Annotated in this window: 10 protein-coding genes; 5 read left to right on the top strand and 5 right to left on the bottom strand. The window is 58.1% G+C overall.

Going from position 1 to position 14076, the window contains the following annotated elements; translation table 11 throughout:
* Window positions 1–91 precede the first annotated feature (91 nt).
* From argE to V2S86_RS23945, 3 genes are all read left to right on the top strand, one after another.
* Window positions 92–1237: an acetylornithine deacetylase gene (argE, locus tag V2S86_RS23935; RefSeq protein WP_006317763.1), complete on the top strand. Its 1146-nt coding sequence runs from the start codon at window positions 92–94 to the stop codon at window positions 1235–1237.
* Between the two features lie 387 nt (window positions 1238–1624).
* A complete protein-coding gene (ppc, locus tag V2S86_RS23940; RefSeq protein WP_330764437.1) occupies window positions 1625–4261 on the top strand; it encodes a phosphoenolpyruvate carboxylase in 2637 nt (878 codons plus the stop codon).
* Window positions 4262–4336: 75 nt separating this feature from the next.
* Complete coding sequence (locus tag V2S86_RS23945) at window positions 4337–5125, top strand: AraC family transcriptional regulator (RefSeq protein WP_330764438.1); 789 nt, start codon at window positions 4337–4339, stop codon at window positions 5123–5125.
* Here V2S86_RS23945 and V2S86_RS23950 read toward each other — a convergent pair.
* From V2S86_RS23950 to metB, 4 genes are all read right to left on the bottom strand, one after another.
* Window positions 5122–5754 (bottom strand): LysE family transporter, encoded by a 633-nt coding sequence (locus V2S86_RS23950; protein WP_330764439.1) that lies wholly within the window; start codon window positions 5752–5754, stop codon window positions 5122–5124. The genes V2S86_RS23945 and V2S86_RS23950 overlap by 4 nt on opposite strands.
* Before the next feature lie 128 nt (window positions 5755–5882).
* Window positions 5883–6776: a methylenetetrahydrofolate reductase gene (gene metF, locus V2S86_RS23955; RefSeq protein ID WP_330764440.1), complete on the bottom strand. Its 894-nt coding sequence runs from the start codon at window positions 6774–6776 to the stop codon at window positions 5883–5885.
* Window positions 6777–7010: 234 nt separating this feature from the next.
* Window positions 7011–9446 carry a bifunctional aspartate kinase/homoserine dehydrogenase II gene (locus tag V2S86_RS23960; RefSeq protein ID WP_330764441.1) on the bottom strand — a complete coding sequence of 812 codons (2436 nt, stop codon included), beginning with the start codon at window positions 9444–9446 and terminating at the stop codon, window positions 7011–7013.
* A 2-nt stretch (window positions 9447–9448) separates the two neighbouring features.
* Window positions 9449–10609, bottom strand: coding sequence for a cystathionine gamma-synthase (metB, locus tag V2S86_RS23965; RefSeq protein WP_330764442.1), 1161 nt, complete (start codon window positions 10607–10609; stop codon window positions 9449–9451).
* A gap of 317 nt (window positions 10610–10926) precedes the next feature.
* On the opposite strand from metB, the gene metJ reads away from it, so the two are divergent.
* Window positions 10927–11244, top strand: coding sequence for a met regulon transcriptional regulator MetJ (gene metJ / locus V2S86_RS23970; protein ID WP_006317756.1), 318 nt, complete (start codon window positions 10927–10929; stop codon window positions 11242–11244).
* Window positions 11245–11322: 78 nt separating this feature from the next.
* On the opposite strand, the gene rpmE is transcribed toward metJ, so the two are convergent.
* Window positions 11323–11538: a 50S ribosomal protein L31 gene (rpmE, locus tag V2S86_RS23975; protein ID WP_004953176.1), complete on the bottom strand. Its 216-nt coding sequence runs from the start codon at window positions 11536–11538 to the stop codon at window positions 11323–11325.
* Window positions 11539–11739: 201 nt separating this feature from the next.
* On the opposite strand from rpmE, the gene priA reads away from it, so the two are divergent.
* Entirely contained in the window at window positions 11740–13935 is a 2196-nt protein-coding gene (gene priA, locus V2S86_RS23980; RefSeq protein ID WP_330764443.1) for a primosomal protein N', read from the top strand.
* The last annotated feature ends 141 nt before the right edge of the window (window positions 13936–14076 follow it).

Raw genomic sequence — 14076 nt, forward strand, 5'->3', positions numbered from 1 at the left:
GGTTCCCTTACGCTCTAGCTTACTGTATTTTTATTCAAAATAAATGCATGAATATTGATACTACCCTAACCAAAGGCTGTCAACAGTGAAGATGAAATTACCTCCATTTATTGAGCTGTACCGGGCGTTGATCGCCACTCCGTCGATCAGCGCCACCGATGGCGCCCTCGATCAAAGTAATGAAGCGTTAATCAACTTGCTGGCCGGATGGTTTGCCGATTTGGGCTTCCGCGTCGACGTACAGCCGGTGCCCGATACCCGCAACAAATTCAACCTGCTCGCCAGCATTGGCGAAGGCAGCGGCGGCCTGCTTTTGGCGGGCCACACCGACACCGTCCCTTATGACGAAGGCCGCTGGACACGCGATCCCTTCACTCTGACCGAACACGACAATAAGCTGTACGGCCTGGGCACCGCGGACATGAAAGGCTTCTTTGCCTTTATTCTGGATGCCGTGCGCGACATCGATGCCGGCAAGCTGACCAAGCCGCTGTACATTCTGGCAACCGCAGATGAAGAAACGACGATGGCTGGCGCGCGTTATTTCGCCGCCTCGACAGCCATCCGCCCGGATTTCGCCATTATCGGCGAACCCACCTCACTGCAACCGGTGCGCGCGCACAAAGGGCATATGGCCAACGCCATCCGCATTGTCGGCCAGTCCGGACACTCGAGCGACCCGGCACGCGGCGTCAACGCCATCGATTTGATGCACGACACCATCGGCCGCCTGATGGAACTGCGCAAAACGCTGCAGGAGCGCTACAACAATCCGGCGTTCGCCGTGCCTTATCCGACGATGAACTTCGGCCATATCAGCGGCGGCGACGCGGCCAACCGCATTTGCGCCTGTTGTGAACTGCACCTGGATATTCGCCCGCTGCCGGGCATGACGCTCGACAATATCAACGAACTGATGCACCAGACGCTGGAGCCGATCAGCCAGCGCTGGCCGGGCCGCCTGAACATTGAGGAACTCCACGCCTCGGTCCCGGGCTACGAGTGCCCGACCGATCACCATATGGTGGCGGTGATTGAGCAACTGTTGGGCACCCGTACTCAGGTGGTCAACTACTGCACCGAAGCGCCGTTCGTCCAGCAGGTGTGCCCGACGCTGGTGCTTGGTCCAGGGTCAATCAACCAGGCGCATCAACCGGATGAATACATTGATACGGCGTTTATCGAGCCGACGCGCAAGCTGCTGGGCCAGTTGGTCGAGCACTTTTGCCATCAATAAACCAGACACAAGGTAGGGTTAATGATTTATCATTCCCCCTACCTCTTAAGAAGTATCAATACAATGAAATAAGCCAGACTGATAACCGGCGCGCCGTAATTAAATTTCAGAAAATGCGCCGATTTTGATGTTTTTTTGCTAAAAATAGTGTCAATTGACGATTGGACAGGAACGTGGCGAGATGAAACAGGCGCTCTTCGCCTGACACGTGAAATTTACTTACAAGATAAAAATCATCTACCCAATAGATTTCAAGTTGCAGCCAGGCGGCAAACGCGTGAGTCCCCGCGAGCTTGGATCAACCAAGTGACCGGGGCGAAAGTGTGAAGCCAACGCAGATGCGGCTTGAAAGATGCAGGGTAAATACAGAACTGGGCCAGGGGTTATATGAACGAACAATATTCGGCAATGCGAAGTAATGTCAGTATGCTCGGCAAATTGCTCGGCGATACCATCAAAGATGCGCTGGGCGAGCATATTCTCGATCGCGTTGAAACTATCCGTAAGCTTTCCAAATCTTCACGTGCCGGCAACGAGGCGCACCGTCAGGAGCTGCTTTCCACCTTGCAGAACCTGTCCAACGACGAGTTGCTGCCGGTCGCACGAGCCTTCAGCCAGTTCCTTAATCTGACCAACGTCGCCGAGCAGTACCACAGCATTTCGCCCAATGGCGAAGCCGCCAGCAATCCGGAAGCGCTGGCCCAACTGTTCACCCGGCTGAAAGACAAAAAGCTCAGCACCAAAGAGCTGCAAAATGCGGTCTCTCAGCTCTCCATCGAGCTGGTGCTGACGGCGCACCCGACGGAAATCACCCGCCGCACCCTGATCCACAAGCTGGTTGAGGTCAATACCTGCCTGAGCCAACTCGATCATAACGATCTGGCCGATTACGAGCGCAACAAGATCATGCGGCGCCTGCGCCAGCTGGTTGCTCAATCATGGCACACCGATGAGATCCGTAAAAATCGCCCTTCGCCTATCGATGAGGCCAAATGGGGCTTCGCGGTGGTGGAAAACAGCCTGTGGGAAGGGGTGCCCGCCTTCCTGCGCGAATTCAACGAGCAGTTGGAAAACTCCATCGATTACAGCCTGCCGGCGGAAGCCGTGCCGGTGCGTTTCACCTCCTGGATGGGCGGTGACCGCGACGGCAACCCGAACGTGACCGCCGAAATCACCCGTCACGTGCTGCTGCTCAGCCGCTGGAAAGCTTGCGACCTGTTCACCCGCGATATTCAGGTGTTGGTGTCCGAGCTGTCGATGACCGAATGTACCCCGGAACTGCGCGCGCTGGCAGGTGGCGACGAAGTGCAGGAACCGTATCGCGAGATCATGAAACAGCTGCGCGGCCAGTTGATGAGATCTCAGGCCTATCTGGAAGGCCGCCTGAAAGGCGAACGCGTGCTGAAGCCACAGGATCTGCTGGTGAGCAACGATCAACTGTGGGCCCCTTTGTTCGCCTGTTACCAGTCGTTGCAGGCCTGCGGTATGGGCATCATTGCCAACGGTCAGTTGCTGGATACCTTGCGTCGCGTCCGCTGCTTTGGCGTGCCGCTGGTGCGTATCGACGTCCGTCAGGAAAGCAACCGCCATACCGAAGCCATCGCCGAACTGACCCGTTACCTGGGCCTTGGCGACTACGAAAGCTGGTCAGAAGCCGACAAACAGGCATTCCTGATCCGCGAACTGAACTCCAAACGTCCGCTGGTGCCGCTGAAGTGGGAACCGAGCGCCGACACCCAGGAAGTGCTGGAAACCTGCCGCGTGATCGCCGAAGCGCCGCAAGGCTCCATCGCCGCCTACGTGATCTCCATGGCGCGCACCCCTTCCGACGTGCTGGCGGTTCACCTGTTGCTGAAAGAAGCCGGTTGCCCGTTTGCGCTGCCGGTAGCGCCGCTGTTCGAAACCCTCGACGACCTGAACAACGCCGACGACGTTATGACTCAGTTGCTGAATATCGACTGGTATCGCGGCTTTATCCAGGGCAAGCAGATGGTGATGATCGGCTATTCCGACTCTGCGAAAGACGCCGGGGTCATGGCCGCCTCCTGGGCGCAATATCGCGCGCAAGATGCGTTGATCAAAACCTGTGAAAAGGCCGGCGTGGCGTTGACGCTGTTCCACGGCCGTGGCGGTTCAATTGGCCGTGGCGGTGCGCCTGCGCATGCGGCCCTGCTGTCGCAGCCACCGGGTAGCCTGAAAGGTGGCCTGCGCGTGACCGAACAGGGTGAGATGATCCGCTTCAAGTTTGGCCTGCCGGAAGTGGCCATCAGCAGCCTGGCGCTGTATGCCGGCGCGGTTCTGGAAGCCAACCTGCTGCCGCCGCCGGAGCCGAAGAAGGAGTGGCGTTCGCTGATGGACGACCTGTCGGAGACATCATGCAAAATGTACCGCGGCTACGTGCGTGAAAACCCGGACTTCGTGCCTTACTTCCGCGCCGCAACACCGGAGCTGGAACTGGGTAAACTGCCGCTGGGTTCACGCCCGGCCAAGCGCAAGCCAAACGGCGGCGTAGAAAGCCTGCGCGCCATTCCGTGGATCTTTGCCTGGACGCAGAACCGCCTGATGCTGCCGGCCTGGCTGGGTGCCGGCGCAGGTTTGCAGGAAGCGGTGAAAGCCGGCAAACAGAATCAGTTGGAAGCCATGTGCCGCGACTGGCCGTTCTTCTCCACCCGCATCGCCATGCTGGAAATGGTCTTCGCCAAGGCCGACCTGTGGCTGGCTGAATACTACGATCAGCGCCTGGTCGACAAATCGCTGTGGCCGCTGGGCCAGCAGTTGCGCGATCAGCTCGAAAGCGACATCAAGGTCGTGTTGACCATCGCCAATGACGCTCACCTGATGGAAGATCTGCCGTGGATCGCCGAATCCATCGCGCTGCGCAACGTGTATACCGACCCGCTGAACGTGCTGCAGGCAGAACTGTTGCACCGCTCGCGCCAGCAGGAACATCCGGATACCCGCGTTGAACAGGCATTGATGGTCACCATTGCCGGCGTCGCCGCCGGCATGCGCAATACCGGCTAGGTTGCGCGCCAAAGCACGGCTCCTGTTCACAGGAGCCGTTTTTCTCTCCGTCGCAGACGGGCTCGGAGGCGCGCGATGGCGTTATCCCTCTCAGACTGGTTTGTTGCCAACGATATCGAGTGCTCGCGCCTGACGGCGATCAATGCCTCTTTCCCTCGTCACACCCACGATGAATACGTGATCAGCGCCAATCTGAGCGGCACCGAACAGATTTGGCTGGACGGCAAAACCTCGCTGGTACGCGGTGGCGAAATCACCGTTTACAACCCGGCCAGCATTCAGTCCTCGTTATTTGGCAGTGAGAAAGTCGAATTCTGCAGCGTGCATTTACCGCAATCACTGCTGCGCAGCCTGGCTAGCAACCATAACCTGAGTTCCGATCGCCAGGCGCCGGTGCTGACCGAAGGTATGCTGCGCAACCCGGCGCTGTTCGACGCCATTTGCCGCTACGTATGCACCCCGCACGACGCCGTTGAACAAGAGCAAAATCTGCTGTGGCTGTTGGGGACCCTGCTGGACGATCGCACCACGGATCACTTGCAACCGGCTGAAACCATCGGCCGGGCGCTGGAATTCATGCGCGACAACCTGACGCTGAAAATCAGTCTGGACACGCTGGCCCAGGTCAGCGGCATGAGTAAATATCATTTTGTCCGGCTGTTCCGACAACGCGTCGGCATGCCGCCGCTGCAATACCACATGCAGCTGCGGCTGCTGGAGGCGCGTAACCTGCTGCGGCAGAATCAACACACGCTGGACGTGGCGCTGGCCTTGGGTTTTTACGATCAAAGCCATTTTATTAACGCTTTTCGCAAAACTATGGGCATCACGCCGCATCATTACCTGCAATCCTTCACCCGCTAAATAAACTCGCGGTAGCCCGACACCACCACGTACAGCGCGAAGTAGCCAAAAATCACCGCCGAGGCGAAGTAAGAATATTTCAGCAGGCGGGCCCCCAGCATTTTGCCGCCCAGGCTACCCACGGAGCAAAGCACTGCCGTCCACACCACGCCGGCAATAAAAAAGCCGGAGAGGAACCACGACGTTGCCGCCGGCCCCCCCTGACCCATACGTGAAATCAGTGCGCCCCCCACCGCCGCAAACCACAAAATCGCCGTTGGCGAAGACATCGCCAGAATCACGCCACGCAGGAAGCTGCGCGGCACCGAGCGCAGCCTCTCCGGCTCAGCCACCGCCAGCTCGGTCGCCTGGGCGAAGGCCGCACGAAGCATCTTGTAAGCGAACCACAGCAGCATCATTGAGCCGCCGATCCACAGTACCCAGCGGACACCCGGGTATTGCAACAGCACCGCCATGCCCGCCAGCGCCAGCACCGCATAAATCAGGTCCCCCACGCAGGTACCGATGCCCAGCCAGAAACCGTGAAAATAGCCGCGCTGCATCGCCAGCGTGATCATGGCGATATTGGCGATGCCAATATCCAGACAAAGCGACAGACTGAGTAAAAAACCATTGGAAAACGGCAACATGGCGACGAGCTCTTTTCATTGGGACGATGCGTCATCTCATCATGCCGCTAAAGAGAGGTATTGGAAGAAATTGCGCCCAACAAAAAGGGCGCTGTTTTTACGCAGCGCCCCTCTCGATAGCAAATGGATTATGCCGCGGCCGGGCGCACACCCAGCGTGTGACAGATGGCATAGCTCATCTCGGCGCGGTTCAGCGTATAGAAGTGGAAATCTTTCACCCCTTCGCGGCTGAGGATCTTCACCATATCCATCGCGATATTGGCACCGACCATTTTGCGGGTTTCGGCGTCGTCGTCCAGCCCTTCAAACATGCTGGTCATCCAGCTCGGTACGCGCACGTTGGTCATGGTGGCAAAACGTTGCAGCTGCTTGAAGTTGGATACAGGCAGAATGCCCGGCACGATTTCCACATCAATACCGGTGGCGACGCAACGGTCGCGGAAACGCAGATAGCTTTCCACGTCAAAGAAAAACTGGGTGATCGCGCGGTTGGCACCGGCATCGATTTTGCGCTTCAGGTTAATCAGATCCGCCTGCGGGCTTTTCGCCTCCGGATGCACTTCAGGGTAAGCGGCGACGGAGATATCGAAATCACCGACCTCTTTCAGCAACCGAACCAGATCGGTCGCATACATGTCCGGTTTGCCGCCACCCGGTGGCAGGTCGCCGCGCAGCGCCACGATATGACGAATGCCGTTGTTCCAATAATCGGTGGCGATTTCACGCAGTTGCGCCGGGGTAGCATCGATGCAGGTCAGGTGCGGAGCCGCATCCAGACCGGTACGGTCTTTAATGCCTTTGATGATGCTGTGGGTGCGATCGCGCTCGCCGGAGTTGGCGCCATAGGTCACGGAGACAAATTTGGGTTTCAGGCTGCTCAGACGATCAATGGACTGCCACAGGGTATCTTCCATCTCGCTGGTGCGCGGCGGGAAAAACTCGAACGATACGTTAATCTGGCCGCTTAATTCCGCCAGACTCTGATTCAGCGCTTCCCGCTGGTTTGCGTGAAAAAAACTCATACCCTGTCCGCCCCTTATCGATCACTGTTTTGCATTTTGCTTTATTTTAATAAGCGTCTATACGTTTAGACGTCTAAATAGAAAATGCCGTATGTTGACTAAAGAGTCAACAGGAAACTGGGGGGAATAAGATGATTAATCCTCACCCGCAAAGAGAAAGAATTTCATGTTCGGAACAAAATGAATTATGGCAGGAAAAACGAAGGGCGCGATGAACCCGCGCCCGCAACAAAATTAAAGCAGTTGTGCCAAACGGTTAAGGTCTGACTGAATCGCCCCGGCGGTGACATCGCGGCCAGCCCCCGGCCCACGGATCACCAAGGGGTTATCACGGTACCAACGGCTTTCGATAGCAAACACGTTGTCGCACGGCAACAGTGCAGCCAGCGGGTGCTCAGGCCGCACCGCCTCAACCCCGACACGCGCCTTGCCGTTCGCATCGAAACGCGCCACGTGCCGCAGCACTAGCCCCATTTCGCTGGCAGCCTCAAAGCGCTGCAGCATCTGTTGGTTCAGCGCATCGCCGTTCTCGAAGAACTGATCGATAGAGCCCTGCTCGGCACCGGCAGGCACCAGCGACTCTACCCGTACCTGATTCGGCTCAATGTCATAGCCTGCTTCGCGCGCCAGAATGACCAGCTTGCGCATTACGTCCTGGCCGGAGAGATCGACCCGCGGATCCGGCTCCGTCAGCCCCTGCTGCCAGGCCTGATCCACCAGTTCGGTGAACGGCACGGTGCCGTCGAACTGCAGGAACAACCAGGAAAGCGTACCGGAGAAAATACCGCTGATCGCCAAAATGCTGTCGCCGCTGTCGCGCAGATCACGCACCGTATGATTGACCGGCAGACCGGCACCGACGGTGGCGTTATACAGCCAGTGGCGGCCGGTTTTGGCGAAGGCATCGCGGATTTGGCGGTAGTTATCGCCGCACGACGCGCCCGCCAACTTGTTGGCGCTAATCACATGGAAGCCGTAGCTGGCAAAGTCCAGATACTGCTCGGCCAGATTTTCACTGGCGGTAACGTCGAGCACCACCAGATCGTCGAACGGGTGCGCACGCATCCACAGGAACAGAGACTCTTCGTCCAGCTCCTGCGCTTCGTCCTCGAAGAATGCCAGTGCGCGGCTGGCGTCCAGCCCGTCGTAATTCAGCAGACTGCGGCGGCTGTCCACCACCCCGGCCAGAGTGAATTCAAAACCGCTGCGGGCGGAAATATTTTTCTGTTCGCGGGCAAACAGTTCCAGCCAGCGAGCCCCGATATTGCCTTTGCCGAACAGCACCAAACCAATGCGTTTTTCAGCACGGAACAATGACTGATGCAGACCCTGAATCAGTAAGGCGGTCGGCCCCTGACGCAGCACCGCCACCAGGCTGATGCCGTCTTCCGCCTGCCAGATAAACTCGACCGGCTGGTCTTTCAACTGTTGGTAGAAACGATGGCTGTGCAACGGATTTTTGCACACCCCCGCCCCTACCAGCGCCACCAGCGCCAGCCCTTCGCGCAGTTTCAGCTCGCCCGGCAACCCGACATCGTGCAGGGTACGCAGCACACTGTTCACCACTTCAGAGGTGTAGCACAGCTGAACCAGATTGCGGTCCGGATGAATACCCACGGCCAGCGGTTTGATCTGCGCGCGCTTCAGCACCAGATCCAGCTCTTTCTGCGCCAGCTTGAAGTCATGCTGGCTGGCGACGCGCAGCTCAATCAGGCACACGTCATCATGGCTGGTGACAATCTTGGCGCCCGTGCCGGAAGCCAGCACGCGCTCGATGCGCGTTGATCCCTGTTCCGGCTGGTAGCTGCATCGCAATTGGAGATCGATATCGCTGCCGGAAACCGGCTGCAAGGTGCGGGTATGCAGCACCGGAGCCGCCAGACGCGCCAGTTCGCTGGCCTCGTCCAGCCGCAGCAGCGGCAGCAGGCAGGCATCTTTCACTTTACGTGGATCGGCACTGTACACCCCGGCCACGTCGCTCCAGATGGTCACTCGCTCCACGCCCGCCAAAGCGCCGACCTGGGTAGCGGAATAGTCACTGCCGTTACGCCCCAACAGCACGGTTTCACCGGCGTCGTTGCGTGAAATAAAGCCGGTCACCACCAGGCGTTTGCCCGGGTGCTGAGCCAGCAACTGTTGCAGCAGGGGGTAAGAACGGCCTTCATCAACCTGCGGCTGGGCAGAGCGTTCCGTACGCAGGAAATCGCGCGCATCCAGCCAGGCCGCCTGCATATCCAGCTTGTTCAGTACCGCTGCCATCAGCCGCGCCGACCAGATTTCGCCGTGTCCGACGACCTCGGCATAGATCACGTCGTCAATCTTGTCATCCAGCAGTACCGCCAGACGCTCCAGATCCTGAATAAATTCGGCGATCAGCGGTTCGGCGGTTTCCGGCGGCAATAAACCGCCGATCAGTTCGCTGTGATAACGGCGCAGCGCCTGCTGAACCTGATGCGCAGAAAGGCGATCGCTCTGGCTGAGCTTCAGCCAGCTAATCAGTTGGTTGGTGGTGCTGCCGGCAGCCGACACCACCATCATATCGCCCGGCTGACTGTATTCGGCCATGATCCCGGCCACCCGCAGATAACACTTCACGTCCGCCAGGCTGCTGCCGCCAAACTTGTGCAGTTGACGCCCGCTCACCGGCCCTGCTACCGCAATTGCATTCATGCTTACCTCGTTGCCGCCGCCTGGAAAGCACGTTCCAGATCGGCAATCAAATCTTCACTGTCTTCAATACCCACGGAAATACGCAGCAGGCTCTCGGAGATACCGGCCGCCGCACGTGCCTCCGCTGCCATACCGGCATGGGTCATGGTCGCTGCATGCGAAATCAGGCTTTCTACGCCCCCCAGGGATTCTGCCAGAGTAAACAGCTCAAGGGCAGAGAGGAAACGGCGAAGAAGCGCCTCGTCGCCATCCAGTTCAAAACTGAGCATCGCACCAAAGCCGCGTTGCTGGCGGCGTGCAATCTCGTGCCCTGGGTTCTGTGGCAGAGAAGGATGATACAGCTTTTTCACCAAGGGTTGCTGCTGTAAATAACTGACAATCGCTTCGGCGTTTTGTTGCGCCGCCTTGATGCGTGGCGACAGGGTACGCATGCCGCGCAGCAGTAAATAGCTGTCGAACGCGCCGCCGGTGACGCCGATATTATTGGCCCACCACGCCAGTTCCACCGCCAGCTCTTTGTCTTTGGCGATCACCGCGCCGGCCACCACATCGGAATGGCCGTTGAGATATTTGGTGCAGGAGTGAACCACCAGATCGGCGCCCAACTCAATCGGCTGCTGCAGCGCCGGGCTGAGGAAGGTGTTATCCACCACCGTCAGCGCGCCTGCCGCGTGTGCCGCATCGCAAATCGCCGCAATGTCCACCACGCGCAGCAGCGGGTTGCTTGGGCTTTCAATCAGCACCAGCTTTGGTTTTTGCGCCAACGCCTGCGCTAACGCTTCTTCATTACTCTGATCGACAAACAACACGCGGTAAGCGCCACGCTTGCTCAGGCTGTCGAAAAGACGATAGCTGCCGCCATAGCAATCGTGCGGTGCCACCAGCAGATCGCCGGGTTTCAGGAACACGGTGGTCACCAGATGGATCGCCGACATGCCGCTGCTGGTCATCACTGCGCCGGCGCCACCTTCCAGTTCCGCCAGCGCACGTTGCACCACATCACGCGTCGGGTTGCCGCGGCGTGAGTAGTCATGGGCGCGAGGCTGGTTGAAATCGGTGAAATTATAGGTACTGGAAAGATGGATCGGCGGGACAACGCAGCCGTACTGTTCGTCATCGTTCAGGCCGCTACGTACGGCAATCGTGGCTGGTTTACGCGTCATAGGGTCGCTCGGCTCTCAGGATTCGGATGAATGAGGGCTAAAGATTAATCGCAGCAGAGATGGACGTCAATACATCTGGACATCTAAACTTCTTTGCGTATAGATTGAGCAAAGCGATAATACCCGCTAAAATTATGCCAGTTTGATATGACGATACGATGTTAACGCGAAATGCATAGGCGACACCTATTGATCCTGAGCATACAGTGACCCTGGTCGCGTAAAATTGACATTTATTTAGTGAGAACAGTGAAGATCGGGCATAATTGGCCGGTTTTTAGAATTTTGTAATTTTTCTGACAAATTTAAGGTGTCCCATGGCTGAGTGGAACGGCGAGTATGTCAGCCCTTACGCTGAACACGGTAAAAAAAGCGAGCAAGTAAAAAAAATCACGGTATCCATTCCGCTGAAGGTCCTGAAAATCCTCACTGATGAACGGACTCGTCGCCAGGTCAATAACCTGCGCCACGCCACCAACAGCGAATTGCTGTGCGAAGCATTCCTGCATGCTTTTACCGGCCAGCCGCTGCCGAACGATGAAGACCTGCGCAAAGAACGCAGCGATGAAATCCCGGAAGCCGCAAAAGTGCTGATGCGTGAATTGGGTGTGGATCCCGATACCTGGGAATACTGACTGGTCGGCCTGCGAAAGCAGGCGGCAGAAACGAAAAAAGGCGCCGAAGGCGCCTTTTTCATCTGACGATAAGAAATATTATTTCTTGGCGCCTGGTACGCTGAAGCGCTTGTTGAAGCGGTCAACGCGGCCACCGGTAGCAACATCACGCTGCTTGCCAGTGTAGAACGGGTGGCATTGACCACAAACGTCCAGGTTCAGATCGTGACCCACGGTAGAGCGGATTTTGATCACGTTACCGCAAGAGCAGTTAGCAGTAACTTCTTCGTATTTTGGGTGGATACCTTGTTTCATGGGAAACCTCAGTTAAGGCCGTGTCGCTATCCAGCCCTGTTTCGCCAGACACCACACGTGGTTGATAATATATTTTGGTATCGGATTATACCAAAGGCGGCAAACTATACAGAAATTCAATGTAGCGCGCAATTGGATCCGTACATTTTGCGGCCCGCAGTGTAAACTACCCGACACTTTTTCCATCTGGATGGCCGTCACATGCCCGTTGTACACGTTGCTTTACCGGTTCCCCTCGCCCGCACCTTCGACTATCTGCTGCCGCAAGGCCTGCAACCGGTAGCCGGCGCGCGCGTTTGTGTACCCTGGGGTAAGCAACGGGCGATCGGCATCGTCACCGGCAGCAGCGACACCAGCGAACTGCCGCTGGATAAGCTTAAGCCCATCGACAGCATCATCGACAACGCCTCCCTGTTCTCCCCCAGCCTGTGGCGCATTCTGCGCTGGGCCAGCGACTATTATCATTACCCGATCGGCGAAGTGCTGTTCCACGCGTTACCTATCCTGCTAAGGCAAGGGAAACCGGCGGAAGCTGCGCCGTTGTGGCAATGGTTCGCCACTGAACAGGGCCGCGCCACGCCGCCGGAAAGCCTGAAACGCGCCCCCAAACAACAGCAGGCGCTGGCCGCGCTGCTGCAGCGCCCGGTGTATCGCCACCAGGTCAGCGAACTTGAACTGACCGAGAGCGCCCTGCAGGCATTGCGCGCCAAAGGGCTGATCGACTTACGGGCTCAGGCATTGGCGACGCAGGATTGGCGGCCGGGCTTTGAAGTGCTCGGCGAACGGCTGCGACTGAATACCGAACAGGCCACCGCGGTGGGGGCGATCCGCAGCGAAGACGATCGGTTCGCCGCCTGGCTGCTGGCCGGGGTCACCGGCTCCGGCAAGACCGAAGTCTATCTCAGCGTGCTGGAAAATATTCTGGCCATGGGCAAACAGGCGCTGGTGCTGGTACCGGAAATCGGCCTGACGCCGCAGACCATCGCCCGCTTTCGCGAACGCTTCAATGCACCGGTGGACGTGCTGCACTCCGGCCTCAACGACAGCGAACGGCTGGCGGTATGGCTACGCGCCCGTAGCGGCGAGGCGGCGATCGTCATAGGCACCCGCTCGGCGCTGTTTACCCCGTTCTCGCGCCTGGGCGTGATCATTATCGACGAAGAGCACGACAGTTCCTATAAACAGCAGGAAGGCTGGCGCTACCACGCGCGCGACCTGGCGGTGTTTCGCGCCCGCGAAGAGAACATCCCGATGGTCATGGGGTCCGCCACGCCGGCGCTGGAAACGCTGCACAACGTGCAACTCGGCAAATATCGTCAGCTCAAGCTCACCCAGCGCGCGGGCAACGCCAAACCGGCGGCACAGCACCTGATCGATCTGAAGGGCCTGCCGCTGAAGGTCGGCCTGTCGCAGCCACTGCTGAAAAGCATGCAGCACCACCTGAAAGCCGGCAATCAGGTGATGCTATTTCTTAACCGCCGCGGCTACGCCCCGGCGCTGTTGTGCCACGAATGCGGTTGGATTGCAGAATGCCAGCGCTGCGATCATTACTACACCTTTCATCAAAACCAGCGCCAGCTGCGCTGCCACCACTGCGACAGCCAGCGCCCGGTGCCGCATCAGTGCCCGCAGTGTGGTTCAACGCATCTGGTTTCGGTCGGCGTCGGCACCGAGCAATTGGAAAACGAACTGGCGCCGCTGTTCCCGGAAACGCCGATCACCCGTATTGACCGAGACACCACCAGCCGCAAGGGCTCGCTCGAGCAGCATCTGGCGGATATTCACCGTGGTGGCTCACGCATTTTGATCGGCACCCAGATGTTGGCAAAAGGTCACCATTTCCCGGACGTGACGCTGGTCGCCCTGCTGGACGTTGACGGCGCGCTGTTTTCGGCTGATTTTCGTTCCGCCGAACGTTTTGCCCAGCTGTATACCCAGGTTTCCGGTCGTGCCGGCCGCGCCGGCAAACAGGGAGAGGTCCTCCTGCAGACTCACCACCCGGAACACCCGTTGCTGCAAATTCTGCTGCAACAAGGCTACGACGCCTTCGCCAAACAGACGCTGGCGGAGCGCAACAGCGTCTTCCTGCCACCCTACACCAGCCATATTATCGTGCGTTCGGAAGATCACGATAACCAACAGGCGCCGCTGTTCCTGCAGCAGCTGCGCAACCTGCTGGAGGCCAGCCCACTGAAAGACGACGCTTTGTGGGTCATGGGGCCAGTCCCGGCATTGCAGTCAAAGCGCGGCGGCCGCTTCCGTTGGCAACTGCTGTTGCAACACCCTTCGCGACGCGTGCTGCAACAGTTGATGAAAAGCTCTTTGCCGCTGATCGGCACGCTGCCGCAGGCACGTAAGGTGAAATGGACGCTGGACGTCGATCCGATTGATAGCTGAACCCGGAAAAGTCTGATTCAGTTCGGGCAAGGCAAACGTTTACCCTTGAAATTGCGAGCGAACGCTAAAAAACCTTCCCAGGTCACACTTTTTATGCAAATTAGGTAACAAAAGCGGGACACATTCTGTTTAGAATGTCTG

Origin of the sequence: Serratia sp. C2(1), from assembly GCF_036352655.1 — a bacterium.
Classification (GTDB): domain Bacteria; phylum Pseudomonadota; class Gammaproteobacteria; order Enterobacterales; family Enterobacteriaceae; genus Serratia; species Serratia inhibens.

What these genes read in the sequence shown, in the direction of transcription:
- argE (WP_006317763.1), top strand. Translation starts at nt 92, where the DNA reads ATGAAATTACCTCCATTTATTGAGCTGTACCGGGCGTTGATCGCCACT.
- ppc (WP_330764437.1), top strand. Translation starts at nt 1,625, where the DNA reads ATGAACGAACAATATTCGGCAATGCGAAGTAATGTCAGTATGCTCGGC.
- V2S86_RS23945 (WP_330764438.1), top strand. Translation starts at nt 4,337, where the DNA reads ATGGCGTTATCCCTCTCAGACTGGTTTGTTGCCAACGATATCGAGTGC.
- V2S86_RS23950 (WP_330764439.1), bottom strand. Translation starts at nt 5,754, where the DNA reads ATGTTGCCGTTTTCCAATGGTTTTTTACTCAGTCTGTCGCTTTGTCTG.
- metF (WP_330764440.1), bottom strand. Translation starts at nt 6,776, where the DNA reads ATGAGTTTTTTTCACGCAAACCAGCGGGAAGCGCTGAATCAGAGTCTG.
- V2S86_RS23960 (WP_330764441.1), bottom strand. Translation starts at nt 9,446, where the DNA reads ATGAATGCAATTGCGGTAGCAGGGCCGGTGAGCGGGCGTCAACTGCAC.
- metB (WP_330764442.1), bottom strand. Translation starts at nt 10,609, where the DNA reads ATGACGCGTAAACCAGCCACGATTGCCGTACGTAGCGGCCTGAACGAT.
- metJ (WP_006317756.1), top strand. Translation starts at nt 10,927, where the DNA reads ATGGCTGAGTGGAACGGCGAGTATGTCAGCCCTTACGCTGAACACGGT.
- rpmE (WP_004953176.1), bottom strand. Translation starts at nt 11,538, where the DNA reads ATGAAACAAGGTATCCACCCAAAATACGAAGAAGTTACTGCTAACTGC.
- priA (WP_330764443.1), top strand. Translation starts at nt 11,740, where the DNA reads ATGCCCGTTGTACACGTTGCTTTACCGGTTCCCCTCGCCCGCACCTTC.